At 59.1% G+C, this 24,375-nt stretch carries 24 protein-coding genes; 7 read left to right on the top strand and 17 right to left on the bottom strand.

Annotated elements, in window-relative coordinates; translation table 11 throughout:
* Window positions 1-72: 72 nt before the first annotated feature.
* The gene (locus tag GGD46_RS29460) at window positions 73-1,161 is read left to right on the top strand and encodes a citrate synthase/methylcitrate synthase (RefSeq protein ID WP_184710439.1); all 1,089 of its coding nucleotides are present in this window, start codon (window positions 73-75) and stop codon (window positions 1,159-1,161) included.
* Window positions 1,162-1,185: 24 nt separating this feature from the next.
* Here GGD46_RS29460 and GGD46_RS29455 read toward each other — a convergent pair whose 3' ends face one another.
* Complete coding sequence (locus GGD46_RS29455; RefSeq protein ID WP_184710437.1) at window positions 1,186-2,061, bottom strand: LysR family transcriptional regulator; 876 nt, start codon at window positions 2,059-2,061, stop codon at window positions 1,186-1,188.
* A gap of 98 nt (window positions 2,062-2,159) precedes the next feature.
* On the opposite strand from GGD46_RS29455, the gene GGD46_RS29450 reads away from it, so the two are divergent.
* Window positions 2,160-2,759, top strand: a complete 600-nt coding sequence (locus GGD46_RS29450; RefSeq protein WP_184710435.1) for a LysE family translocator — start codon at window positions 2,160-2,162, stop codon at window positions 2,757-2,759.
* A 2-nt stretch (window positions 2,760-2,761) separates the two neighbouring features.
* Here GGD46_RS29450 and GGD46_RS29445 read toward each other — a convergent pair whose 3' ends face one another.
* Both GGD46_RS29445 and GGD46_RS29440 read right to left on the bottom strand, forming a co-directional pair.
* The gene (locus GGD46_RS29445) at window positions 2,762-3,811 is read right to left on the bottom strand and encodes a HoxN/HupN/NixA family nickel/cobalt transporter (protein ID WP_184710433.1); all 1,050 of its coding nucleotides are present in this window, start codon (window positions 3,809-3,811) and stop codon (window positions 2,762-2,764) included.
* 140 nt (window positions 3,812-3,951) lie between these two features.
* Window positions 3,952-4,344: a rhodanese-like domain-containing protein gene (locus GGD46_RS29440; protein WP_184710431.1), complete on the bottom strand. Its 393-nt coding sequence runs from the start codon at window positions 4,342-4,344 to the stop codon at window positions 3,952-3,954.
* Between the two features lie 64 nt (window positions 4,345-4,408).
* Here GGD46_RS29440 and ftrA point away from each other — a divergent pair, with 64 nt between their 5' ends.
* Entirely contained in the window at window positions 4,409-5,452 is a 1,044-nt protein-coding gene (ftrA, locus tag GGD46_RS29435) for a transcriptional regulator FtrA (protein ID WP_184710429.1), read from the top strand.
* 59 nt (window positions 5,453-5,511) lie between these two features.
* Here ftrA and GGD46_RS29430 read toward each other — a convergent pair whose 3' ends face one another.
* From GGD46_RS29430 to GGD46_RS29415, 4 genes are all read right to left on the bottom strand, one after another.
* Window positions 5,512-7,140, bottom strand: a complete 1,629-nt coding sequence (locus GGD46_RS29430; RefSeq protein WP_184710427.1) for a CTP synthase — start codon at window positions 7,138-7,140, stop codon at window positions 5,512-5,514.
* 142 nt (window positions 7,141-7,282) lie between these two features.
* Window positions 7,283-7,816: a preprotein translocase subunit SecG gene (gene secG / locus GGD46_RS29425; protein ID WP_184710425.1), complete on the bottom strand. Its 534-nt coding sequence runs from the start codon at window positions 7,814-7,816 to the stop codon at window positions 7,283-7,285.
* A 114-nt stretch (window positions 7,817-7,930) separates the two neighbouring features.
* Window positions 7,931-8,701, bottom strand: a complete 771-nt coding sequence (tpiA, locus tag GGD46_RS29420) for a triose-phosphate isomerase (RefSeq protein WP_184710423.1) — start codon at window positions 8,699-8,701, stop codon at window positions 7,931-7,933.
* Between the two features lie 135 nt (window positions 8,702-8,836).
* Window positions 8,837-9,736 carry an alpha/beta fold hydrolase gene (locus GGD46_RS29415; RefSeq protein WP_184710421.1) on the bottom strand — a complete coding sequence of 300 codons (900 nt, stop codon included), beginning with the start codon at window positions 9,734-9,736 and terminating at the stop codon, window positions 8,837-8,839.
* A gap of 205 nt (window positions 9,737-9,941) precedes the next feature.
* On the opposite strand from GGD46_RS29415, the gene parE reads away from it, so the two are divergent.
* The 3 genes from parE to GGD46_RS29400 all read left to right on the top strand — a co-directional run bounded on the left by parE (window position 9,942) and on the right by GGD46_RS29400 (window position 14,602).
* A complete protein-coding gene (parE, locus tag GGD46_RS29410) occupies window positions 9,942-11,999 on the top strand; it encodes a DNA topoisomerase IV subunit B (RefSeq protein ID WP_184710419.1) in 2,058 nt (685 codons plus the stop codon).
* A gap of 154 nt (window positions 12,000-12,153) precedes the next feature.
* Window positions 12,154-13,284 (top strand): esterase-like activity of phytase family protein, encoded by a 1,131-nt coding sequence (locus GGD46_RS29405; protein WP_184710418.1) that lies wholly within the window; start codon window positions 12,154-12,156, stop codon window positions 13,282-13,284.
* Between the two features lie 139 nt (window positions 13,285-13,423).
* On the top strand, window positions 13,424-14,602 hold the full coding sequence (locus GGD46_RS29400; protein WP_184710526.1) for an AI-2E family transporter: 1,179 nt from the start codon (window positions 13,424-13,426) through the stop codon (window positions 14,600-14,602).
* Window positions 14,603-14,700: 98 nt separating this feature from the next.
* Here GGD46_RS29400 and GGD46_RS29395 read toward each other — a convergent pair whose 3' ends face one another.
* From GGD46_RS29395 to GGD46_RS29380, 4 genes are all read right to left on the bottom strand, one after another.
* Window positions 14,701-15,165, bottom strand: a complete 465-nt coding sequence (locus GGD46_RS29395; protein ID WP_184710416.1) for a GNAT family N-acetyltransferase — start codon at window positions 15,163-15,165, stop codon at window positions 14,701-14,703.
* Window positions 15,166-15,198: 33 nt separating this feature from the next.
* Window positions 15,199-16,350, bottom strand: coding sequence for a DUF2336 domain-containing protein (locus GGD46_RS29390; protein ID WP_184710524.1), 1,152 nt, complete (start codon window positions 16,348-16,350; stop codon window positions 15,199-15,201).
* A 106-nt stretch (window positions 16,351-16,456) separates the two neighbouring features.
* A complete protein-coding gene (locus GGD46_RS29385; protein WP_184710414.1) occupies window positions 16,457-17,062 on the bottom strand; it encodes a flavin reductase family protein in 606 nt (201 codons plus the stop codon).
* Window positions 17,062-17,649: a nitroreductase gene (locus tag GGD46_RS29380; RefSeq protein WP_184710412.1), complete on the bottom strand. Its 588-nt coding sequence runs from the start codon at window positions 17,647-17,649 to the stop codon at window positions 17,062-17,064. The genes GGD46_RS29385 and GGD46_RS29380 overlap by 1 nt, the downstream gene beginning before the upstream one ends.
* Before the next feature lie 109 nt (window positions 17,650-17,758).
* Here GGD46_RS29380 and GGD46_RS29375 point away from each other — a divergent pair, with 109 nt between their 5' ends.
* Window positions 17,759-18,880 (top strand): hypothetical protein, encoded by a 1,122-nt coding sequence (locus tag GGD46_RS29375; RefSeq protein ID WP_184710410.1) that lies wholly within the window; start codon window positions 17,759-17,761, stop codon window positions 18,878-18,880.
* Window positions 18,881-18,932: 52 nt separating this feature from the next.
* Here the strand turns inward: GGD46_RS29375 and GGD46_RS29370 are convergent, their stop codons facing one another.
* The 6 genes from GGD46_RS29370 to GGD46_RS29345 all read right to left on the bottom strand — a co-directional run bounded on the left by GGD46_RS29370 (window position 18,933) and on the right by GGD46_RS29345 (window position 24,211).
* On the bottom strand, window positions 18,933-19,772 hold the full coding sequence (locus tag GGD46_RS29370) for a lysophospholipid acyltransferase family protein (RefSeq protein WP_184710522.1): 840 nt from the start codon (window positions 19,770-19,772) through the stop codon (window positions 18,933-18,935).
* Between the two features lie 140 nt (window positions 19,773-19,912).
* Window positions 19,913-21,901, bottom strand: coding sequence for a threonine--tRNA ligase (gene thrS, locus GGD46_RS29365; RefSeq protein ID WP_184710408.1), 1,989 nt, complete (start codon window positions 21,899-21,901; stop codon window positions 19,913-19,915).
* Between the two features lie 133 nt (window positions 21,902-22,034).
* On the bottom strand, window positions 22,035-22,676 hold the full coding sequence (locus GGD46_RS29360; RefSeq protein ID WP_184710406.1) for a hypothetical protein: 642 nt from the start codon (window positions 22,674-22,676) through the stop codon (window positions 22,035-22,037).
* An 89-nt stretch (window positions 22,677-22,765) separates the two neighbouring features.
* Window positions 22,766-23,311, bottom strand: coding sequence for a DUF1697 domain-containing protein (locus GGD46_RS29355; protein ID WP_184710404.1), 546 nt, complete (start codon window positions 23,309-23,311; stop codon window positions 22,766-22,768).
* A 4-nt stretch (window positions 23,312-23,315) separates the two neighbouring features.
* On the bottom strand, window positions 23,316-23,735 hold the full coding sequence (gene yidD, locus GGD46_RS29350) for a membrane protein insertion efficiency factor YidD (protein ID WP_184710402.1): 420 nt from the start codon (window positions 23,733-23,735) through the stop codon (window positions 23,316-23,318).
* A 14-nt stretch (window positions 23,736-23,749) separates the two neighbouring features.
* A complete protein-coding gene (locus GGD46_RS29345) occupies window positions 23,750-24,211 on the bottom strand; it encodes an iron-sulfur cluster assembly scaffold protein (protein WP_184710399.1) in 462 nt (153 codons plus the stop codon).
* Window positions 24,212-24,375: the final 164 nt, after the last annotated feature.

Genomic DNA, 24,375 nt, shown 5'->3' with positions numbered 1-24,375 from the left:
TGATCAATTGCATCAAGATTGACGTCAATAAGAATAGGTCCGATCTAATCCGATAGTCAAAGGAGAACCGTAATGAAAAGTGGTCTTGAAGATGTCGTCGCAGCGGAAACCAAGCTATCGGATGTCGATGGCGCGGCCGGTCGTCTGATCATCCGAGGTGTTTCGCTCGATGATCTGGTAGCAACCAGCCGCTACGAGGATGTTGCGGCGCTATTGCTCGATGGCCTGTTCGACGCGCATATCGATGCCGCCTCTATCCGCAGCCAGCTTGGCGCGGCCCGCGTCGCACTGTTCGCCCATGTCGAGGCGGCCGACCCAACCTTGCTCGCCCTGCCGCCGGTAGACGCCATGCGGGCTCTTCTCGCGCGTATCGAGGATGGCGACGATCTCGCCAGCGCCGTCAGACTGATGGCAGCACCTGCCGTCTTTCTGCCCGCCGTGCTGCGACTGCAGAATGGCGACACGCCGATAAAGCCGGATGCCTCTCTGTCCCAATCCGGTGACATTCTGCGCATGCTGAGCGGCCGTGTACCGACTACCGAACAGACGGCGGGATTGGATGCCTATCTGGTGACGATTTCCGATCATGGGCTCAACGCCTCCACCTTTGCATCACGCGTCATCGCCTCGACCCATGCCGGCCTGACATCCTCAGTGTTGGCGGCAATCAGCGCCCTCAAAGGCCCGCTGCATGGCGGCGCACCCGGTCCGGTCCTCGATATGCTCGATGGCGTGGGAAAGCCGGAAAACGCCCGTGCCTGGCTGTCGCATGCGCTCGATCATGGCGAACGGCTGATGGGCTTCGGCCACCGCATCTATCGTGTGCGTGATCCGCGTGCCGATGCATTGAAGACCGCGCTGAAGCCGATCTTCGCCAGCGGACAGGCGGATGCCGGACGGATCGCTCTGGCCGAGGCCATCGAGGCTGCTGCGCTCGCCCTGCTTAGGGAGCGCAAGCCGGATCGCCCGCTTGATGTCAATGTCGAGTACTACACCGCCCTGCTGCTCGATGCGCTCGGCTTTCCGCGCAACGCCTTCACCGGCGTCTTCGCGATCGGTCGCACGGTCGGCTGGATCGCCCATGCGCGCGAGCAGACGCTCGACGGCCGGCTGATCCGCCCGCAGTCGCGCTATGTCGGACCTCTGCCGAAGGCCGCGTAGGGCTTCGTCAACATTGATCCTGGATCAGGCGGCCGCGGATTGGCGCGGCCGCACTAAGCCATCGCGGACATAGCGGGCAAGTTCCGACGCTGCCGGCGTCGCCTCTCCCTTGGGCAGATGCAGGTTGATGGAAAAAATCGGCAATTCGGGCAAACCGTCCTCGACGGAGAGAATATCGAGATCGGCGGGAACTGTTGAGGCCAGCCACGCCGTAACCGCCAGGTCCGTGCGGACAGTCGCCGTGGTCGCCTCGATATTCCCGTTCTCGAACATCGTTCGCCAGCGTCGCCCACCATTGCTCAATGCGGCGAAGACGGACGGACGGAAGGCGCAGGTGTCGGCTACCATCGAAATCGGCAGCGGCTGCTTGCGGTAGGCATTGCCTCCCTTCGCCCCCACCCATACGAGTCGTTCGACGGCCAAACACTCGCCCCGCGATAAGCCAAACGGTTCTTCGACGACGCAGAGGTCGATGGCGCCTTTCTCAAGTTCTTCCAGCAACTCCGGCGACGAGGCGCAGACGAGAGAAATCTCCACCTGCGGATGGCGCAAAGTGTAGGACTTCAACACCGGTGCAAGCGTTGCACCGACAAGGTCATAGGGAACGCCGAGCCGAACGCTGCCCTGAACCGTCCGTTCCGTCATGTCGGCCCAGATGTCGTCATTCAGCATCAGCAGGCGGCGCCCGTTGCCGAGCAACCGTTCACCTGCTTCGGTCAGCTTCAGACCGCGCCTGTCCCTCTCGAAGAGCGTGCATCCCAGCATCTCTTCCAGCCGCTTGATTTGCTGGCTGACGGCTCCTTGCGTCATATGCAGAATGTTCGCCGCGATTGTCATGCTACCTTGGTCGGCAACAGCGGCGAAGGTTCGGATGAGAGCGATGTCGAAGTTTCGAGTCATCTCACTATTATAAATGCTAATGCATCTCGCCTTCAATATTCGATTTTCTGATGTCGAGATTCCGGCTAACCAATCTCCTGAATTGGAGAATGGCTGGAATGACTTTGGAATCGCTGCTGCCGCTGATCCTGTTTGCGCTCGTCTCGACGATTACGCCGGGCGGCGCGACAACGCTTGCCACCGCCTCCGGCGCACATTTCGGCTTTCGCCGTTCGATCCCTGTCATGGCGGGCTTTGCCCTAGGGCTCGGCTCCATGGCTGGAGCCGCCGCCGCTGGGCTCGGGAGCCTGTTGCTGGCCTTTCCTGCACTGCAGATTGCGATGAAGACGCTAGGCACGCTTTATCTGCTCTGGCTTGCGCTGAGGATCGGCAGAAGCGGCCAGCCGAATAGTGCCGGCGGAATGGCGAAGCCGACGAGCTTTGCGGCGGGGGTCTGGATGTTGTGGCACAATCCCAAGGGGTGGGCGGTGACTGTGGGCGCGGCCGCGTCTTTCGCCATGCTCGCAAGCGGCCCGCTTGCCCTGGCAATGCTGCTAGGCCTCACCTTCAGCCTGATGGCAGCGTTCTCCCTTTCGCTATGGTGCGCGCTCGGTCAGCTGCTTGCCCGCATGCTGCGTGCACAATGGCAATGGCGCGCCCTCAATTTGGTCCTTGCCTTGCTTCTGGTGGTATCCATCATCTCCCTGTGGAGCGACTGACGTCAGGAATGATTGATCTGCAGGCTGTCATAGCCACGCACCTTGTAAAGCACGGTCGAGATCAGCCAACTCAGCAGGAAGATGCCGACGACGGCAAAGCCGAAATTGGCAAGGTTGTCATTGAGTTCTCCGATGAAGCGCCAGAAGCCACCTTCGAGACCGAGCTTGTCTGAGATCAGCCCCAAAGCCTCGATACCGCCGATGAAAATGGCGACAACAACCGAAGCTGTGGTGATCGTCAGGTTGTACCAGAGCTTGCGCACCGGCTTGACGAAGGCCCAGCCGTAGGCGCCGGTCATCAGTGTGCTGTCGAGCGTGTCCATCAATGACATGCCGGCCGTGAAAAGCGCCGGGAAAACCAGAATGGTCCAGAAGGACATGCCCTGTGCGGCCTGAGCGGCGGAAATGCCAAGCAGGCCGATCTCCGTTGCAGTGTCGAAGCCGAGGCCGAAGAGGAAGCCGATCGGATACATGTGCCAGGAGCGGCTGACGACCTTGAACATGGGACGGAAGATACGCGCCAGAAAGCCGCCGCCGGCTAGCAGGGCATCCAGATCTTCTTCGGTGATCCTCTCTCCCCGCTGTGCTCGCTTGAAGGCTGACCAAACGCCCCTGAGAACAAAGAGATTGGCAATGCCGATCAACAGCAGGAAAGCCGCCGAAACCGTCGTTCCGATGACACCGCCGATATCGTGGAAAGAATCGAGCTGGTTCTGCATGGCGGCAGCCGTCGCCGCAATCAGGATCGAGGCAATCACGACAATCGAGGAGTGGCCGAGCGAGAAGAAGAGGCCGACGGCATAGGGTTGCTTCTTTTCCTGAATGAGCTTGCGCACGACATTGTCGATGGCGGCGATATGATCGACGTCAAATGCGTGGCGTAGGCCGAACATATAAGCAAGCAGTGCAACGCCGAGCAAAGATGGCCGGTCGGCGAAGGCAACCCATGCCCAGATCCCTGCGGTAATATTGAATGCGATCAGCAGCGTGAAGGTGATTGCGATCTTGGCCCTCGGCCTATCCGCGCCATCGTCAAACGGATTGAGGATCATACTTTTGTTCCCATTATGCTTACTCGCAGAGTGGCATGGAAACTGAAGCGGCGCGACAGTCAAATGACGTAGATGCGGAAGCACCGGCAGATCGCGCGAATGGCAAACCCGGTATGTGCCGGGTTTGCCACGTCGCCCTACTAGCCGACCTCGAAGGGATGCCCCTCATCGGCCCAGCCGGTCATGCCGCCGATCATCACCTTCACGCGCTTGCCGAGCGTGCCGAGACGCCAGGCAGCCTTGTCGGTGCCGTTGCAATGCGGTCCGGCGCAGTAAACGACGAACAGCGTATCTTCTGGCCATTCCGCCATCTTCCGGGCAGTCATCTTGCCATGCGGCAAATTGATCGCGCCTGGAACGTGCCGCTCCTGGAACATCGTCGGGCCGCGGACATCGAGCAGAACGAAATCCGCGTTGCCTGATGTCATGGCCTGGCGCACATCGGAACAATCGGTCTCGAAAGCGAGCCTCTGTGCATAGTGCTCGGCGACGAGATCTGGGGCTGCAGCGGGGATTTCACTGACTAGGGACATGGAACGCTCCTTCTTGGTTCGGTGCATTCATGCCTGAGCGATCCCGTGGTTGAAATTGGCCGAAATGCCATATAGCGTCGAAATCATGCCAAACTCAGAGAAACCCAATCTTCTCGGCCCACATGTCGTCACGCTAGTCTATGACGGGCTCTGCACCTTCGAATTCGGTGTCGCCTACGAGATCTTCGGCCTGCCACGCCCGGAAATGGGTGACGACTGGTATCGGTTTTCCTCCTGTGCGATCGAGGACGGTCCGTTGCGCGCCGCTGGCGGGTTGACGGTGCAGGTTGATAAAGGGCTGGACGTTCTGACCGATGCCGACCTGATCGTCGTGCCCGGTTGGCGCGGCATCGGAGCGCCCGTCCCTGCCCCGCTAATTGCCGAACTGCAAGCCGCCAACCGGCGCGGCGCTCGCATCATGTCACTTTGCTCGGGCGTCGCGGTTCTCGCCGCCTCGGGATTGCTGGCCGGTCGCAAGGCGACCACGCATTGGCGCTATGTCGATTCCATTGCTGCGCGCTATCCGAATATATCAGTCGATGCCGATGTTCTCTATGTCGATGAAGACCGTGTGCTGACTGCGGCGGGCAGCGCCGCCGCCATCGACCTCTGCCTTCATGTGGTGCGGCGGGATTTCGGGCCTGATATCGCCAACAGCGTCGCCCGCCGCCTCGTCGTGCCGCCGCATCGCGAAGGCGGCCAGGCGCAATATATCGAGACCCCGGTTCTCCGGCAGCGTGAGGGAGCCCGCCTGGGTCCGTTGCTCGAATGGATGCGCGAGCGTTTGCAGGAGGAGCAGCCGATTGCGACGCTTGCCGCACGGGCCGGTATGAGCGTGAGGACCTTCCAGCGCCGTTTCGAGGCGACCACCGGCATGGCGCCGGGCGAATGGTTGCTTGGCGAGCGACTACGACGCGCCCGCGACCTGCTTGAGAAGCAGACCGCCATTTCGCTGGACGATGTTGCCGTGGCGAGCGGATTCGGATCGCTCGCCACCATGCGTCATCATTTTCGGGAGAGGCTTGCGGTCAGCCCAAGCGACTACCGCAAGCGATTTGCCGTTCTTAAGGCGCGTCGCGATCGTTCAGATCCGCTTCCTGCGCCTTAAGCCCTTCAGTTGCGCACGTCATTATCGCAAAACCGTTGCGCATTTTTGCGCGACATGCACTAAACCAGCCGGCTCTGTTCCGTCGCAGCTTCGATGAAGCTGGAGAACAGCGGATGCGGCTCCAGAGGCCGGGATTTCAGTTCCGGATGGTACTGAACGCCGATGAACCATGGGTGATCCGCATATTCGATCGTCTCGGGCAGAACACCGTCCGGTGACATGCCGGAGAAGGTCAGGCCGCAATTTTCCAGCTTGTCCTTGTAATCGACATTGACCTCGTAGCGGTGACGATGGCGCTCGGAAATATCGGTCGAGCCGTAGATCTCCGAAATCTTCGTGCCCTTCTTCAGAGCCGCCTTGTAGGCGCCGAGACGCATCGTGCCGCCGAGATCGCCGGAAGAGGTACGCTTCTGCAGCTCGTTGCCCTTCAGCCATTCGGTCATCAGACCGACCACCGGCTCCTTCGTGGGGCCGAATTCGGTCGAAGAAGCATTCTCGACGCCGGCCAGATTGCGGGCCGCTTCGATGACGGCCATCTGCATGCCGAAGCAGATGCCGAAATACGGCACCTTGCGCTCGCGTGCAAAACGGGCCGCTAGGATCTTGCCCTCAGAACCGCGCTCGCCGAAGCCGCCGGGCACGAGAATGCCGTGCACTTTTTCGAGATAAGGCGCCGGATCTTCCTTTTCGAAGACCTCGGACTCGATCCACTCGAGATTGACCTTGACCCGGTTGGCAATGCCACCGTGATGCAGCGCTTCGATGAGCGACTTATAGGCATCCTTCAGGCCGGTATACTTGCCGACGATGGCAATGGTCACCTCGCCTTCCGGCGTGCGGATACGATTGCAGACTTCTTCCCACTGATCGAGGCGCGGCTTCGGAGCCGGCTCAATGCCGAAGGCAGCCAGCACTTCGTTGTCGAGGCCTTCCTTATGGTAGGCCATCGGCACATCGTAGATGTTGGCAACGTCGAGCGCCTGGATGACGGCGGATTCCCGCACGTTGCAGAACAGCGAGAGCTTGCGGCGCTCGGCTTCAGGGATCTCGCGATCCGCACGCACGAGCAGGATGTCCGGGTGAATGCCGAGAGCCTGCAGTTCCTTGACGGAATGCTGCGTCGGTTTGGTCTTCAGCTCGCCCGCAGCCGGAATGTACGGCATCAGCGTCAGGTGGACATAGATCGCGGTGCCGCGCGGCAGGTCGTTGCCGAGCTGGCGGATCGCTTCCATGAAGGGCATGGCTTCGATATCGCCGACGGTCCCGCCGATTTCGCAGATGACGAAATCATAGTCGTCATTGCCTTCGGTGACGAAATCCTTGATCTCGTTGGTAACATGCGGAATGACTTGGACGGTTGCGCCGAGATAATCGCCGCGGCGTTCCTTGTCGATGATGTTCTTGTAGATGCGACCGGTGGTGATGTTGTCGGTCTTGGTGGCCGAGCGACCGGTGAAGCGCTCATAGTGGCCTAGATCGAGGTCGGTTTCCGCACCGTCGTCGGTGACGAAGACCTCGCCATGCTGGGTCGGGCTCATAGTGCCCGGATCCACGTTCAGATAGGGGTCGAGTTTGCGCAGGCGGACTCGATAACCACGAGCCTGCAACAACGCTCCGAGAGCCGCGGCCGCAATTCCTTTTCCGAGGGAAGAAACCACGCCGCCTGTGATGAATACATATCGCGCCATGGGAGTCACCGGATACCTTTTCACAAATGATTCCGCTAGCCCTAAAATTCGTTTCCGGAACTTTGGACGCATTACGCGGAATATAGACAAAACAAAACCGGCAGATCCGAGGACCTGCCGGGGATGATCTTTACGACCAGGCTTACTTGCCGGTCGGAACGTCGCCGCCGCTTTGGGCGGGTGCGGGCGTCGTGGCTGCTGGCGCGGTCTGCTGACCGGTCGCGGCCGGAGCCTGCTGAGCAGGTGCCGTAGCGGCAGGCTGGGTTGCCGTTGCTGCGGGAGGCGTTGCCTGCGACTGCGGAGCGACGGCACCGCTGTTCGGAACGCCGCTGTTGTCGACGGGCTTGGCCGGGGTGGTTGCCGGAGCAGCGCCCTTCTGGCCACCCAGCGAATCAAGGATGCCGTTGCCCTGGCCGGCCGTACTCGGGATACGGTTGAGAATATCCGTCGGGCGAGCTTCGAAGCGCGACAGCACGTTCATGCCGAGCGCGAGAGCGAAAAACAATGCAGCCAGGATGGCCGTGGTGCGCGTCAGCGCATTGGCCGTACCGCGCGCAGACATGAAGCCCGAGCCGCCGCCGATGCCAAGACCGCCACCTTCGGAGCGCTGAATCAGCACAACACCGATAAGGGCGACGACAACCATGAGATAGATGACAAGCAGTACGGTTTGCATAGGTCCAGTCCTGCCCGCTGGCGGGCATCAAAAATAAAAGCTCGCGGCTCTTTACATGAGGCTCTCGCCTATTCCAAGCCCTTTTAGGGCTGGAACTCCGGGCAAGTTGTTGCTTCAGGCGAACTGCCGTTCGAATGCGGCATAAATGGCAAGGAAGTCGGTCGCTTTCAAGCTCTGTCCACCGACTAGCACACCGTTGACATGTGCAACGCCGAGAAGATCGCCGGCATTGCTGCCGCTGACCGACCCGCCATAGAGGATTCGCATATGCGCGCCTTCCTTGCCGAAGCGCTGAATCAACTCGGCGCGAATGAAGGCATGCGCCTCCTCGACGTCTTCCTGGGTCGGCACCACGCCGGTACCGATCGCCCATACGGGTTCGTAGGCAATCACGGTCGTCTGCGCTGTCGAGCCGTCGGGAATGGAGCCGACCAACTGCCGCTTCAGCACATCGAGCGTCTGGCCGCTGTTGCGTTCGTCGGCGGTTTCACCGATGCAGACGATGGCAACCAGCTCCGCATCATGCGCCGCCTGAGCCTTGGCGCGCACCAGCATATCGCTTTCCGCGTGGTTCCTGCGGCGTTCTGAGTGGCCGACGATGACATGGGTGCCGAAGCAGTCCGCAACCATTTCGGCCGAAATATCGCCGGTGTGAGCGCCGCTGACTTGTTGATGGCAATCCTGCGCGCCGATGGCGAGCGGGCTGTCGTCGCAAAGCGCCGTCGCGACATAGAGCAAGGTGGCCGGAGGGCACAGCAGCGTATCGATCTTCTCCGACAGCGGCGCCTTTACGCCATCCGCGATCGCCTTGATCTGGTCCAGGCTCGCTCGCGTGCCGTTCATCTTCCAGTTTCCGGCCAGAAGCGGCCGTATGGACTTGGTCATTCCGATGCTCTCCCCCTATTTCTTCCGTCGAACTAACAAAAAGGAGCAGGAAAGGAAAGTTGCGGCGAACGCCAGAAAGCGGTTCAAATCGTTTGAAAGATGCTTATCCGGAAAATAAATCCAGTCGCTTCAGACCTATTGCGATATCTGTGGATCGACGATCCAGTTGAGCACCTTGCGCCAATCGGTCATGCGCACCGGCGTTCCATGGTTTCCGGTTTCGAATAGCGTGAAACGCGTTGGATAATGCGCCTTGTAGAGCTTTTCGAACAAGGCCTGCTGGGCAGCCGCGGCATAGACGGGGTCCTTGCTGCCATGCGTAAACCAGAGCGGCAACTTGGCCTTATAGAAGGCGCTTTTGGTGAAATCGGGATCCGTGACGCCGCTGAGGATCACCATGCCCTTCAGCCGTTTGACGCTTTCCGCATCGCGAGTAATGCCCCAGCAGATGAAACTGCCCATGGAAGCGCAAGTCAGGATGACGGGCCTGCCGCCCGATTGCTCTTGGGAATAGCGGATCAACGCCGCGATGTCGGCAACGCCGTTGCTGTCGAAGCTTTTGACGCTCGGCGCATAATAAGTGCCGCCGTTGCGGTAGGCGAGGTTCTTCAGCCGGTTGAAATTGCCGCCGAATGTATAATCGTTCGAGCCGAGCCGACGGTCGCCACCGCGTCCATGGATGAAGATGACGGTGAAGGCCTGCTTCGACCCCGGCCCGATGCGCGTGACATCGACCTTGCGATCGGCAAGCTGCAGGGTTTCGTCCTCCTGCGCTTTCCAGCGCACGCCAGTGTCGACATAGGCAGGCTTGACGCGCTTTTCCGGAATCTGGTCTCGGTCGTTGATATCGCGCATCTCCTGATAGTCGATTGTCTGGAAAGCGCCGTTATCGTGATTTTCGATGACGGTCTGGTTGGAAAAGAGGTCGTCCTTGAAGGGTTTCAGCATCTCCGCCGCAGCGCCCGCCGTTGTCGCTAGGAACAGAACGCCCGAAATTGCGGCCAGAAAAGACAAATGAGCTGTGGACATTCGCATGCGGATACTTCCTCTGATCGGCTATCGGGCTTGCCATTGTTCACCCGACAACGCAAATCTCTTCATAAACCCGCCCCATCGTAGGGGCGCCATCGCGCTTGAGTGCCGTTTCTGGCAGAATCACGGTGATTCGCGAATACCGGCAGCAAATGCATGATAAAGGGGTCTGGCCCCACCAGAACAAATCTGAGCAGCTTGAAATTCTATGGACAACAGCAACGATCTCTTCTCCGGACTCCCCCGCTCCGCAAAGCCAGAGCCAGCGGAAAAGCCAGATGTGAAGGCTGAAAAGCCGGCACCGGCGCCGCGCGCTGCGCCCACCACGTCTTCAGCCGAAGAATATGGCGCAAGCTCGATTCGCGTTCTCGAGGGGCTCGAGCCGGTCCGCATGCGTCCCGGCATGTATATCGGCGGCACGGACGAGAAGGCGCTGCACCATCTTTTCGCCGAAGTCATCGACAACTCGATGGACGAGGCCGTGGCCGGCCACGCCAATTTCATCGAAGTCTATCTTGACCGTGAGGGATATCTCACCGTCACCGACAACGGTCGCGGTATCCCGGTGGAAAATCACCCGCAGGTGCCAGGTAAGTCGACCCTCGAAGTCATCATGACCAAGCTGCATGCCGGCGGCAAATTCGACGGCAAGGCCTACGAGACCTCAGGCGGCCTGCACGGCGTTGGCGTCTCTGTGGTCAATGCATTGTCGGACGATCTGGAAGTCGAGGTTGCCCGCAATCGCAAGCTTTATCGCCAGCGATTCTCGCGCGGCCTACCGGTCGGCGGCCTGGAAGAGCTTGGGGATGTCCACAATCGCCGCGGCACGCGTATTCGTTTCCATCCCGATCCGCAGATTTTCGGCGATCATGCCCGCTTCGATCCGGCCCGCGTTTTCCGCATGGCTCGCTCCAAGGCCTATCTGTTCGGCGGCGTCGAGATCCGCTGGAGCTGCGATCCGGAGCTTGCGCCGGAAGGTTCGGACGTTCCCGAAAAGGCTGTTTTCCATTTCCCCGGCGGCTTGAAGGATTATCTCAAGGCGACGATGGGCAACGAGTTCACCGTTACCCGCGAGATCTTTGCCGGCAAATCGGAAAAGGAAAGCGGCCACGGCTCGCTTGAATGGGCGATCACCTGGTATGGCGGCGATCCCCAGATCCACTCCTACTGCAATACCATCCCGACTCCCGAAGGCGGTACGCACGAAGCCGGTTTCCGCATAGCCCTCACGAAGGGCCTGAAGAACTACGCCGAGCTTACCCAGAACAAGCGCGCCGCCAACATCACGACTGATGACGTGATGATTTCCGGCGTCGGCATGTTGTCGATCTTCATTCGCGAACCGGAATTCGTCGGTCAGACGAAGGACAAGCTTGCGACCGTCGAGGCACAGCGCCTCGTCGAGAATACGTTGCGCGATCCCTTCGATCATTACCTCACTGACAATCCGGCCGAAGCCGAAAAGCTGCTGGAATGGGTAATCGAGCGCTCAGACGAGCGCATGCGTCGCCGCAAGGAAAAGGAAGTCAACCGCAAGACCGCCGTGCGCAAGCTGCGCTTGCCAGGCAAGCTGGCGGATTGCTCGCAGAATACGTCCGAAGGCGCGGAACTCTTCCTAGTCGAAGGTGATTCGGCAGGTGGCTCGGCCAAGCAGGCGCGAAACCGCACCAACCAGGCCATCCTGCCCTTGCGCGGCAAGATCCTCAACGTTGCGAGCGCTGGCCGGGAGAAGCTCTCTGCCAACCAGCAGATTACCGATCTGGTCCAGGCGCTCGGCTGCGGCACGCGTACGAAATACCGTGAGGAAGACCTTCGCTATCAGCGCATCGTCGTCATGACCGATGCCGACGTCGACGGTGCTCATATCGCCTCGCTGCTGATTACCTTCTTCTATCAGGAAATGCCGGAGCTCATTCGCGGCGGCCACCTCTTTTTGGCGGTGCCGCCGCTCTACAAGATCACACAGGGGTCGAAATCCATCTATGCCCGTGATGACGCCCACCGGCTGGAGCTGATGGAGACGGAATTCAAGGGCAAAGGCAAGGTCGAGATCAGCCGGTTCAAAGGTCTGGGTGAAATGCTTCCTGCCCAGCTCAAGGAAACGACGATGGATCCGTCCAAGCGCACGCTTCTGCGCGTCGAGATCGACGAGGTCGATTTCGAAGGCACGCGCGACGCCGTCGACAATCTGATGGGCACCAAGGCCGATGCTCGCTTTCGGTTCATCCAGGAACGGGCTGCCTTTGCCGCAGATCTGGATATCTGACGGCGAGGCAATCTCCGGTTGCCGGCCAGTAGAGAGCTTCGCGAAATTTTATCGGATTGTCCGATATCCGTTACAAAGACGTCATGGATGAATGTGTAGATGGCGGCATTGTTCTCAATGCCGCCATTTCACGATCTGGATTGATGATTTCGCCATGTTGAAGCCATTTCTGACGACTGCCGCTTTTCTTCTGTTTGGTCATGCCGCCTCCGCACTCGAGATCGGCACGCCGATCGACGTGCCCTGCCCGTTCGGCGATTGTGGCGCGGGCATCAGCCTCTCCTATCTCGGCAGCTACGATATTCCCACGGGTTTCAGCGAGAATGGCGTGGAGATGGGCGGACTTTCGGGGATCGAATTCGATCCATCCACCGGCCGCTATATCTCGATCAGTGATGATCGGTCTGAAAAGGCGCCGGCTCGCTTCTACAATCTCGATATCGATGTCAGCGCCAGCGGCTTGAAGGGTGTGGCGATTCTCGATCATGTCACGCTGAAAGACAAGGATGACCAGCCTTTCGGGACGAAAAAGGTCGATGCTGAATCCGTTCGTCTGGGCAGAGACGGGATCTATTGGACCAGCGAAGGCGACGGCAAGGCGTTGCTGCCGCCTTTCGTGCGGATCGCCAGCCGCGACGGCGGTTTCATGCGCGAATTCTCGCTTCCGGCCAATTTCGCCCCGACCGCAGACAAAAGCGTCGGCATTCGTGACAATCTCGCCTTCGAAGGCCTGGCCTTCTTGCCCGGCGGCGATCTGATCGTCGGCACCGAGTCGGCGCTCTATCAGGACGGACCGATCGCCACGCTAACCGGCGGCGCACTTGCTCGCCTCATCCGTTACGATGTAGCGACAGGAGAGCAGAAGGCGCAATACGCCTACCCGATCGCGCCCATCCCGCAGGCTCCGTCTACGGCGAAGGGCTGGAACGATTTCGGCTTGTCCGAGATCATGGCGCTTGACGATCGTCGCCTGCTTTCGATCGAACGTGGCTACGCGGAAGGCGTCGGTACTTCCGTGGTCATCAACATGTTCGACCTCGATGGCGCCACCGACATCTCGAACATCTCTTCCCTGGCAAAAACGGATCAGCGGATCGTACCTGTGCGCAAGACGCAGATCATGGATCTGCGGGCACTCGGCCTCGTTCCCGACAATATCGAAGGTATTACCTTCGGTAAGGCAAAGGATGGTACGGACGTGCTGATCCTCGTCTCCGACAATAACTTCAACCCAACACAAAAGACTCAGTTCTTTGCTTTCAAGGTAGTTCGCCGACCGGGTTGAGAACTTATATTTATCCGCAACGTAGTCGTGTTACTGTCACGGCGGCGGAATAAAGAGGCTTTCAGGGCGGTGCCCTTGAAAGAGCCTAGATCATACCCCATAACCGGGTAATCTAGTAATGTGGGGCGAAGTAGGTCTGGTGGGTGTCTTTGAACGTCAGAAGCTGAAAGAGCATCGTTGGCTCGGACCAAGCGCGCATGCGCGAATGCCTCTTATACCATCCATCTCTGCAGCCCGCTGGCTTCTTATCCTCATAGCAATTGCCGGCATCTACTTTTTCTACGGCTTCCTCGTTCCGGTTTTGGCGGCGGCTGTCATCGGCTTTGCCACCTGGCCGCTCTATAGCGATCTCGTGCGCCGCACAGGTGGAAACACCACACTTGCGGCCAGCATAGCCATAGCCTTCATCGTGACGTTCCTCGTCCTGCCAATCGTCCTCTCAGCGCTCTATATGGCCGGTGAAGTGCGCGACTGGTTCGGCTGGGCGGTGCACGTCAATCGCGATGGTGCTCCACCGCCGCAATGGATCCTGGCCCTGCCCGTCGTCGGCTCATGGCTTGGCGATCAATGGGTACAGTATGTAGGCAGCCCCGGCTCTCTCGGCGAATTGGCCCAGATCGTCAGCGGCGCGCACATCGGCAATATATACAGGGCCGTGCTTGCCGCCGGCGGCAATGCGTTTCACGTCGTCCTGACCCTGCTCTTCATGCTGATCGCCCTGTTCTTCATCTATCGCGACGGTTCGACCTTCGTCCGTCAGGTCGATTTACTTGGCGAACGCATTCTTCCGAACCGCTGGGAGCGCATTTCCCGCGTCGTGCCGGCGACAATCAGCTCCACCGTTATGGGCATGACGCTGATCGCCATCGGCGAAGGCATCGTTCTCGGCATCGCCTATTGGATCGCCGGCGCTCCGTCTGCCATTACGCTCGGCGTCCTGACCGGCGTCATGGCTCTGGTGCCGGGCGGCGCTCCGCTGTCGATGTCATTGGTCTCCATCTATCTCATCGCAAGCGGCTCGCTCTGGGCAGGTATAGCCCTCTTCCTCTGGGGCACGATCGAACTCTTCATCGTCGATAAGACGCTTCGTCCGAAGCTCGTGGGCGGGCCGATCAAGCTGCCGTTCCTGCCAACCTTCTTCGGCCTTGTCGGCGGCGTGAAAACCATGGGCTTCCTTGGCCTATTCATCGGCCCTGTGCTGATGGCCATCATCGTCGCAATCTGGCGCGAATGGATCCGCGAGGCCGAATTGACCGAGGAGCAGCATATGCAAGAGCCGGAGCTGCAACTGCAGCTACAGGACAGCGCTGAAAAATAGGCTTCGCCCAAGACACTCCGCGCGAATGCGCGCGTCGTCTATCTGATGATAGACGACTCTAAACCGCACACAGTAAAGCTAACAGATCGCGACCCGCCTCAAGCCTGATTGAGGCGCTTCTCCATGAACAGGCTGAGCGGGTCAGGCAAATAGCTGCCAAAGGCGGGGATTTCGGTATAGCCGAACTTCTTATAGAGGCCGATTGCTTCCGGTTGATAGATGCCGGTTTCCAGCCGGATGGCGTCGAACCGCTTTTCGATCGCTGTTGCTTCAACCGTCTCCATCAGCTTTCGAGCAACGCTCTGCCCTCTGGCGGCAGGGTCTACGAACATGCGCTTGATCTCGGCACTTCCATCGCCGGCCCCGACCAGTGCGCAGCAGCCGACGATATCACCCGCGATCCTGGCAACCCAGAAGGTTACCTCTGGTTTCTCTAGCGAAGAGAGATCGAGCATGTGGTTGCTCTCAGCCGGGTACAATGATTCCGCAAAGGCATCCGACATCTCCAGAAGACGGATGACGCCATCCTGGCGGGGCGATTCGATAGCGATCATCAGGGACAAAATATACCTCGCAAACAAGTCGCTTGCTGGATATCACGCGGCGGCAAGGGTCGCCAGTGCCGCGAAATTCCTCGCCGTTTGCCGCCGTTCCGTATTCGCAAGCTTCTCCACCATGTCCAGCAGCTGCGTCGCCGCGGTCGATTGCTCCGCGAGCCGGAACTTGCGAGCTAGGCGGGAAGAAACATTTTCCAGCATGGCCTCGCCGTTCTTGCGCGATGCCTCGCGCCAGATCAACGTTGCTTCTATGAACACGATGCTGATATCCCGCGAGAGGCCTGCGCTCTCGTAAAGCGCGCGGATCGCATAGACCCGCCCCCTTGAGATGATGGAGCGAACGCGCCGCTCATCACAGCCAGAAAGATTGGTTATCGCGCAGGTGAAGAAATCGACCTTGCCGGAACACAAGGCGTGCATCAGGAATGCCGGCGTCAACCAGCCGGATTGCCTCAGATGTTCGACCAGATCGGGCAATTGTTCGTGTTGTGTCGACCCGGCGATTGCGACTGCGGCGGAGTCGCTCGCCTCGCGCGCCACTTGCTGCAACCTGCCGGTGCCAATCACCGTCTGAATGAGGTTCGATTCCGACAGTGCCTCGCTGACCCGACGCATCAGCAAGTGCCTGACGTCGGAGGCGAGAACATCGCGGGAAAGAAGAAGGCCGCGTATGTCGGCACAGTCGCCGAGACGCTCGGCAATGCGCTTCAGCGAAGCCTGCGACAGCAGGGCGCCGTCATTTTCGAGAAGGCACAGGATTTCGGTCTCTTCGCCGATTTCTGCGAGCGCCGCACAAACGACGCGGGGTACTTGCCCGCGCGATGCAATCAGCACCCGCGTTACATCGCTGCCATGCAGTACGAGATCGACAAGGTCTCCATCGGTAAACACCGGCGAAAACAGAATGATCTGTCCTGCGATCTCTGGCTGGTCTTCTGCAAGCGTCAGAATCACGTTGCGAGGAGTTCTGGGGGAATACGCCACCGCTTCGGCGAGGGAAAGCCGCACGCGGGGTGACGGATCATCCAGCAGATAGGTCATCGCCATCTCGGCGGCGACGCGCTCTTCCTTCGGCATTTCCGACTGGAGATAGGCGCGGCCGAGCGCATTGGCGGCCCTTGCCCGGTTTTCTGCCTTTGCGGTCTCAGCCCAACGAAGGAATGCTTCTATGATCACGTAACGCCCCGATATCGGCGGGGCGATTCCGGCCCCGCAAACTCATGCTGCCAACGTTAGTGGGCAAAGGTTTACGGGTCGTTTACCGTGTTTGTTAACCCCTCAAAAACAAAGGCTGAAATCAGGGAGCCTTGGGGCGCATCATTTCGAAAACATCACTGCCTTCGACGTAGTCCATATAGCCCATGCGCGCGACCGGCCTTGCAAGCGCCATGTCGAGCCTGCCATCGCGGATGATCGCCTCATCGATATGGATGCCGACGACCTGGCCGATGACCATGAGATTCTCGGAGGGTTCACCGTCGAGGCCCTTCGGCCGGAGGATCTCCGTCACCCGGCACTCGAGCACGGCGAAGGCTTCGCCCACATAAGGCGCGTCGATCAATTTCGCGGGCGCAGCCGTCAACCCGGCCAGCTCGAACTCGCTGACACCATAAGGTGCCGCAATCGACGAGTGGTTCATCTTCTCCACGAGATTGCGGCTGACAAGGTTGGCGGTGAAGACACCCGTTTCCTCGACGTTGCGCGCGCTGTCCTTGCGGCCGGACGAGGAGAACATCACCAGCTTCGGCCGGTCGCTGACCGCATTGAAGAAGGAATAGGGGGACAGGTTCAGCGAACCGTCCCTGCCCTTGCTGCCGATCCAGCCGATCGGCCTCGGCGCGACGATCGCCTTGAACGGATCATGCGCCAGGCCATGACGATTGGTGTCCGTCGAATAGAACATCAGGCGTCGTCGCCTCCGACCCAGGTTACGGTTTCCGCCAACTCAGGGCGTGGACGCTCCACGGGCGGAAAGTCCGAAGAGCCGATATGGATGAAGCCGGCGACTTTTTCGCCACGAGCAACGCCGAGCAGCGGATAGGCGCGTTCGTCATAGGCAAACCATTCGGTCAACCAGTTCGATACCCAGCCGTGGGCATTGGCGGAAATCAGCAAATTGAGGCAAAGCGCCCCGGCCGACATCAATTGCTCCCACTCGGGGATCTTCACGTGCGGCGCTGCCTTGCTGACGACGGCGATCACGACCGGCGCGCGCGTGAAACGGGTACGCTCCACCTGAATCATCTCTTCCGACAAGTCGGGCTTGGCCTCCAAAGCGAGCTTCAGCAATTCCTCGCCGATCCGCGTACGTTCCTCACCGCGATAGACGATAAAACGCCAGGGCGCGAGCTTGCCGTGATCGGGAACACGCGAGGCCAGGCGGATAATCTCCTCGATCTCAGCCTTTTCCGGGCCTGGTTCAGCCATCTGAAAGGCAGGAATGGATCTGCGCACGGCAAGATAATCGATCAGCTTAATATCGGTTTTCATGGAGTGATTGCTTTCATTTAACGGATAAGAGGATGCAGGCCTTGAATTTGTCATGGCATTGGTTTTGAAGTGGCGTGTGTCTTATCGGAAGTCAATCGGTTCGGAACCCATGTCAGGCATTTCATCGGCTCGCCGATTGAGCGCGGCTCTCGCGGTTCTCGGCTGCCTCTGCACAAACGCCTCGGCGCAGGAAGCTTTCAAGGAGTTCAAGCAGCTTGACGGCAGCGTGAAGATGCCGAAGCTCAATGCGTTCGTTGCGCCTGATGGCGAGAATTCCGCCGCGCGCTCACTGAAGGACGTTTCGCTCGAAGCCAAAATGACGCCACAGAGCAGCCCGCAGCAGCAGGGCCTCTCCTGGTATGTCTTCAGCCCGATTGCAGGCGCTGACGGCAAACTGCCGCTGGTGGCTAGCTCGAAGGGCGGCTCGGCCTCATTCCACCTCATGCCCGGAGATTATTTCGTCAACGTCTCGTTCGGCCGCGCCGGTGTTACCAAGAAGCTCAGCGTATCTGAAACCGGCGAAACGCAGAAGCAGACCATGGTGCTCGATGCCGGCGGCATGGTGTTGAACGCCGTATCCGGATCCGATGTCCGCATCCCGCCGGATGAATTGAGCTTCTCGATCTATTCCAGCGAAGCCAAGGACGATGGCGAACGCGGCCTTGTCATGGATGATGTCAAGCCGAATACACTCGTCGGCCTAAGTGCCGGCACCTACCACATCGTTTCAGAATATGGCGAAGTTAACGCGGTCATCCGTGCCGATATCCAGGTCGAAGCTGGCAAGGTGACGGAGGCAACCATCCAGCACCGAGCGGCCAAGATCACCTTCAAGCTAGTGTCCGACGCCGGCAGCGAGGCGATCGCCGATACCGCCTGGTCGATACTGACGTCGGCCGGCGATATCGTCGGCGAAAGCGTCAGCGCCTTTCCGACCATGGTGCTTGCCGAGGGTCGCTATACTGCCGTTGCCCGCAACAAGGACAAGATCTATCAGCGCGATTTTACCGTGGCTGCGGGCATGAATACCGATGTTGAAGTGCTGATGAAGCAGCAGCAGCCGCAAGAGGTCGACGGACGGCAACCGGCCCAGCAGCTTCCGCTGCAAATGCCCCAGATGCGCCAGACGCAATCGCCGCAGAGCCAGCCGGCGACCTCGAACCAGCAGCCGCTTCCCACATACGAACAGCTGGCCCCCACCGCTGGCGATGAAGGCGACAGCATGGATTGACGGTGCCTGCGGCTTTTCAGGCACCCGCTTCCGTCTTGATAGACTTAGCCCGTCAAACCGCTTTTCGGCGCGACATTTTTCGCGGTGGCGCCATAGAGAATACGGCGGCGTAGAGCTTTGAGAGCAGATCCTTACGATCGCTTCCCTCACTGAGCGCTTCCCAGCTCATCAGCGCACCGATATGCGCCGTGATGGTGCTTCCGGAAAGGCGCCGAAATTCGCGGATCAGCAGCGATATGCGCAGCGTCATCGAGAGACGGCTTGCCAGATGGAAGAGCCGGCCATTCTGCCCTTCGAAGTAGATCGGAATAACGCTGGCGCGTGCCGCCTGGATGAGTTTGGCGGGAAATATCTTCCAGGGCAGGTCTTCGGCGCGGCCAAAGCCTTTTTTCGCGGTCGCAACGCCGCCGGCCGGGAAGACGATGATCGTGGTGCCTTCCTTGAGCAGGCGAACCGCCTCGTGGCGCGTCTTCATGTTGATCGCCATCGCCTCCTTGGTTTCCTCGAAGGAAACAGGAAGCGAATAATCGTACATCTCCGGCACCTTCAACAACTCGTTGTTGATCAGCACCTTGAACGGGCGACCGAGCTGTTCGGCAAGCGCCAGGACGGCGATCCCGTCGCCGATGCCGTAGGGATGATTGGCGACGATGACGATAGGCGCCTCGGGGATTTCCCGTGGCGGCCATTCCCCCTTGGCGAGTAGGCGAACATCGATAAGGTCGAGCATCTTGCCGAATACACGCTCGCTCTTGCCGATGATATCGGTGCGCCAGATATCGTAGAGCCGAGCATAGCGATCACGGCCGGACAGGCCTTCAATGGAGCGGATGAACCAGCGTTTTATGCGCGGATCCCGTTCATTGGCGTAGGATAATTCTTTGAAATCCAAATGCGCGACGGGCTGCCCCGCTCCTATCTTCCACTGCGGCGCACTCTGCGGCTGCAGCAACGCTTTGATTTTCTACTATATGAAAGCTTTATGTCAGTTGTCTGACGGCACCCTGAAGGTGCCGTCAGAGACGATTGGCGTCAAGCGGCCTTGACGCGCCGGGCTTCGCGCTTGCGCAGAACGTCCGGCGGCGTTGCTTCCAGGGTGAGCGACGCGATGGCTTCGTCGAGCGACATCGAGGTCTGCGACTGGCTGCCGAGGCGGCGGATATTGACCGAACGCTCTTCTGCTTCCTTCTTGCCGCAAACGATGATCACCGGAACCTTCGTCACCGAATGCTCGCGGATCTTGTAGTTGATCTTCTCGTTGCGGAAGTCGGTCTCGACATCGAGACCGGCATCGCGCAGCGCTTCAGCAACTTCTTCGCCATAGGCATCGGCTTCCGAGGTGATCGTTGCAACGACGACCTGCAGCGGCGAGACCCAGAGCGGCATATGGCCGGCAAAGTTCTCGATCAGGATGCCGAGGAAGCGCTCCATAGAGCCGCAGATGGCGCGGTGGATCATCACCGGCTGCGTCTTTTCCGAATGCTGGTCGATGTAGAAAGCACCGAAGCGCTCCGGCAGGTTGAAGTCGACCTGCGTCGTGCCGCACTGCCATTCACGACCGATGGCGTCCTTGAGCGTATATTCGAACTTCGGACCGTAGAACGCACCCTCGCCCGGCAGAATGCCGGTTTTAATACGTCCTTCGGACTGCGCTTCGATCGTCTTCAGCACGTCCATCATCACGCTTTCAGCGCGATCCCAGAGGTCATCTGAACCGACGCGCTTTTCCGGGCGGGTCGAGAGCTTGACGACGATCTCTTTGAAGCCGAAGTCTTCATAGACCGACAGGATGAGATCGTTGATCTTCAGGCATTCGGCGGCCATCTGCTCGTCGGTGCAGAAGATGTGGGCGTCGTCCTGCGTGAAACCGCGCACGCGCATCAGGCCGTGCAACGCGCCCGAGGGCTCGTAACGATGAACGGCACCGAATTCCGCAAGACGGATCGGCAGTTCGCGGTAAGATTTCAAGCCGTGCTTGAAGATCTGGATATGGCCTGGGCAGTTCATCGGCTTCAGCGCGAAGACACGATCGTCGTCGGTATCGTCGCCGGCAACGGTGACCTTGAACATGTTATCGCGGTACCAACCCCAGTGCCCCGAAGTCTCCCAAAGCGACTTGTCGAGCACCTGCGGCGCATTGACTTCCTGATAGTCGCCCTGCAGCCGCCGGCGCATGTAGGAGACCAGCGTCTGGAACATCCGCCAGCCCTTGCCGTGCCAGAAGACGACGCCAGGGCCTTCTTCCTGGAAATGGAACAGATCCATTTCGCGGCCGAGACGGCGATGGTCGCGCTTTTCGGCTTCGGCAAGAATGTGCAGATAGTTGTCCAGGTCCGCCTGCTCGGCGAATGCCGTGCCGTAGATGCGGGTCAGCATCGGGTTGTTGCTGTCGCCGCGCCAGTAGGCGCCGGCCACCTTCATCAGCTTGAAGGCATTACCGATCTGGCCCGTCGAGGCCATGTGCGGACCACGGCAGAGGTCGAACCAGTCACCCTGGTAATAGATCTTCAGATCCTGACCTTCAGGAATGGCATCGACCAGCTCCACCTTGTAGCGCTCACCCTTGGAGGCGAAGACCTCCTTCGCCTTCTCGCGCGACCAGATTTCCTTGGTGAACGGCTTGTTGCGCAGAATAATCTCGCGCATCCGCTTCTCGATGACTGGAAGGTCATCGGGCGTGAAGGGCTCGTTCTTGGCGAAGTCGTAATAGAATCCGTTTTCGATGACCGGGCCGATCGTCACCTGCGTTCCCGGCCAGAGTTCCTGTACGGCTTCGGCGAGAACGTGCGCGGTGTCGTGGCGGATCAGCTCGAGCGCACGGTCGTCACTGCGGGTGATGATCTCGATCTTGCCATCGACGATCGGATCGGAAAGGTCGCGCACCGTGCCGTCGAGCGCAATGGCGACAGCCTTCTTGGCAAGCGACTTGGAAATGGATTCGGCGACATCGCGACCGGTCGTGCCCGCAGCGAAGCTGCGCACGGAACCATCGGGAAATGTCAGGGAAACAGGTTGGGACATCGATATTCTCCTTGTCCAGTCCCGCCAACGAATGCGGGTGGTTTGGTGGAAATGATCATGTATCCGCGTCGTTGCGGACAATGACCGGGTGCCTGATAAAGGCTTTTCGCCGGTTAGTCAAAGGACAGCCGGTTTAAGAGCCCTGCAAATCGAGTGGCCCTTTATCCGCTGGATGAGGGGAAGTCGGAACAGGCTTCTGTAAAAAATAGATAATGAGGCTGAGAGCCCAAGAGAAAAGCAAAAAATAATAAAGATGTATTCTAAAGAGGCTTTTGATGATTGCGGCGCCGATGGAATCATTTGGGTGAAAACCAATCCAAGCGTATCGGCCGTTGTAACTGTCGAATTTGTCCAGCCACATCAAAAATATAGCAAAACCTATAAGCAAAACCGGAAGTGCTAGAGATGCTTTCTTGAGTCTGTAATTTCGCAAACCTTTGGCTGACCAAGCTAAAAGAGCAGCAAGACCTAAAAATAATGTCAGGCTCGCTATCGATCTCACTCCAAAGAAAACGCATTGATTCCGCTCGGTATAGGGTAAACTCGGCATTTGCGACAAAGCGGTAGCATTTGGCGGCCAAAGATCACGCAAGAATGGGTTGTCGCGGAAATAACACGCAGAGGATTGCAGCTGGTAGCGGAACAGCACCCAAGCCACGATCGTCACAAGAAGCGAGATACCCCACACAGACACAAGCATTTGGCCGCGCCTATTCGCAGCGGCAATTTTTGCCTGCAACTCCTGTTTGGGATCTTTTGAGATATCCTCACCCAAAGCGTTCCTACCCCATATCTGTCGCGTGGTTGTGTTTGAACACCAAACCACAGGATCGATATGATAGCAAAAGTATACCTCTAGGGCTTTTAAGTACTGGCTCTTTCGTCGCGCCCGACCATCTCAGCCAAACCGCGCACTGTGTTCCAGTTTCGCATCGTTCCGACGCCGAGCCTCTTTGTCGTCAGGGCCGGCAGCATTTTAGTCTCGCTGGCCTTGAGGCCGAAATCGATCCAGAGATCGCCGTCGACAACGGCCATGCGCTCATCGCGCCGATATCTGGCAAGCGTCTCAAGAACCTCGAGCTCGAGTGGCTGTCGCATCACCCGAACGATGACTTCGCTGCCGATTCCATCCAGGAAAGGATTGTTCTCGGCAAGCTTCAGCCATGTGTCGGCATCGCGCACGATGATATCGACATGCTTTCCGAAGGTGGCGGCAAAGCCTGCCTCGAGTTTCGCTTCAATAGAAGCGATCGGCTGCTTCTCACATTCGAAAAGGAGATTGCCGGTTGCTACCAGCGTTCTGGTGTTTTTGAAACCAAGCTCCTCCGCCATCGCCTTGAGGTCGGCCATCACAACCCTGCGACCGGCGCCGAGAACTATGCTGTGGAGCAGCGCGACATAGACCGCCATGCCGTCAGGCGGCCTTCTGCCCGAGGCGGAAATAGCGCCAGGGCGTCCACCAATGATAGCGACGCGAGAGTTCATCGGGCACTGGATCGAGCCCGCTCGTACCACCCGGTCCGCAGCGCCCTACCCGAAACAGCGTCATCCAGCCGCCGGCCCAAAGTCCGTGGCGTGCGACGGCCTCATAACCATATTCCGAGCAGGTCGGGATGTGGCGGCAGGAATTGCCGACGAAGCCGGAAAGCGTGAGCTGATACAATCGAATGAGGCCCATGCCGAAAAGCCGGTCCGGCGTCTTGCGGAATGGCCCGGAATAATTTCTCGACCTTGCCACTTTGTCACCAGATAGCGACGTCTTGCGTCGCGCCGGTTTTGAAGGAGCGGCGCCGCCCTCATCCTCGTCTTCCTGCATGAGACAGAACTGGCACATCGTCGCTATTCCGTTCAGACCGCCGCGGCGGCTTTGGCATTTTCGCCCTGGCGAGCCGCTTCGATCTGACCGATCGCATCGACAACGGCATCGAAGGTGAGCATCGTCGATGCATGGCGCGCCTTGTAATCCCTGACGGGCCGCAGATAGCGCATGTCTTCGAACCGACCGCTCGGCCCCTCGCCATCAGCCTTGAGCATGGCAAGCATGTCTTCGCGGGCCTTGCGCACTTCATCTGCCGAAGCGCCGACCACGTGAAGCGCCATGACCGACGACGACGCCTGGCCAAGCGCACACGCCTTGACGTCATGGGCAAAATCCGTCACCACATCGCCGTCCATTTTCAGCCAGATTTTTACGCGAGAACCGCACAGTCTGGAATGGGCCTGGGCACTGGCATCGGCGTCAGGAAGACTGCCGATACGGCCGATATTGCCGGCAAACTCCAGGATTTTGCTGTTGTAGATGTCGTCCATACCAGATTTTGCTCCGATGCACCCGTTAGTGTTTCGTAACAAAAAACACAGCGTGTCCGTTTAGGACACTTTCACAGGGACAATGCCATACTATATGTATGTCGTTCGAAGACCAACGAAATGCAATGGTCTTCTGTAAGTTTGATGGGAAACCGTGCAGGACG

The sequence above is a fragment of the Martinezella lusitana genome (genome assembly GCF_014207095.1).
Taxonomy (GTDB): Bacteria; Pseudomonadota; Alphaproteobacteria; order Rhizobiales; family Rhizobiaceae; genus Rhizobium; species Rhizobium lusitanum_B.
Note: the sequence above shows the minus strand (reverse complement) of the source record. Positions and strands in the feature narration are given on the sequence as shown.

Coding starts and splice junctions, on each gene's coding strand:
- GGD46_RS29460 (WP_184710439.1), top strand. CDS start 73: ATGAAAAGTGGTCTTGAAGATGTCGTCGCAGCGGAAACCAAGCTATCG.
- GGD46_RS29455 (WP_184710437.1), bottom strand. CDS start 2,061: ATGACTCGAAACTTCGACATCGCTCTCATCCGAACCTTCGCCGCTGTT.
- GGD46_RS29450 (WP_184710435.1), top strand. CDS start 2,160: ATGACTTTGGAATCGCTGCTGCCGCTGATCCTGTTTGCGCTCGTCTCG.
- GGD46_RS29445 (WP_184710433.1), bottom strand. CDS start 3,811: ATGATCCTCAATCCGTTTGACGATGGCGCGGATAGGCCGAGGGCCAAG.
- GGD46_RS29440 (WP_184710431.1), bottom strand. CDS start 4,344: ATGTCCCTAGTCAGTGAAATCCCCGCTGCAGCCCCAGATCTCGTCGCC.
- ftrA (WP_184710429.1), top strand. CDS start 4,409: ATGCCATATAGCGTCGAAATCATGCCAAACTCAGAGAAACCCAATCTT.
- GGD46_RS29430 (WP_184710427.1), bottom strand. CDS start 7,140: ATGGCGCGATATGTATTCATCACAGGCGGCGTGGTTTCTTCCCTCGGA.
- secG (WP_184710425.1), bottom strand. CDS start 7,816: ATGCAAACCGTACTGCTTGTCATCTATCTCATGGTTGTCGTCGCCCTT.
- tpiA (WP_184710423.1), bottom strand. CDS start 8,701: ATGACCAAGTCCATACGGCCGCTTCTGGCCGGAAACTGGAAGATGAAC.
- GGD46_RS29415 (WP_184710421.1), bottom strand. CDS start 9,736: ATGCGAATGTCCACAGCTCATTTGTCTTTTCTGGCCGCAATTTCGGGC.
- parE (WP_184710419.1), top strand. CDS start 9,942: ATGGACAACAGCAACGATCTCTTCTCCGGACTCCCCCGCTCCGCAAAG.
- GGD46_RS29405 (WP_184710418.1), top strand. CDS start 12,154: ATGTTGAAGCCATTTCTGACGACTGCCGCTTTTCTTCTGTTTGGTCAT.
- GGD46_RS29385 (WP_184710414.1), bottom strand. CDS start 17,062: ATGTTCTATTCGACGGACACCAATCGTCATGGCCTGGCGCATGATCCG.
- GGD46_RS29380 (WP_184710412.1), bottom strand. CDS start 17,649: ATGAAAACCGATATTAAGCTGATCGATTATCTTGCCGTGCGCAGATCC.
- GGD46_RS29375 (WP_184710410.1), top strand. CDS start 17,759: ATGTCAGGCATTTCATCGGCTCGCCGATTGAGCGCGGCTCTCGCGGTT.
- thrS (WP_184710408.1), bottom strand. CDS start 21,901: ATGTCCCAACCTGTTTCCCTGACATTTCCCGATGGTTCCGTGCGCAGC.
- GGD46_RS29355 (WP_184710404.1), bottom strand. CDS start 23,311: ATGGCGGTCTATGTCGCGCTGCTCCACAGCATAGTTCTCGGCGCCGGT.
- yidD (WP_184710402.1), bottom strand. CDS start 23,735: ATGTGCCAGTTCTGTCTCATGCAGGAAGACGAGGATGAGGGCGGCGCC.
- GGD46_RS29345 (WP_184710399.1), bottom strand. CDS start 24,211: ATGGACGACATCTACAACAGCAAAATCCTGGAGTTTGCCGGCAATATC.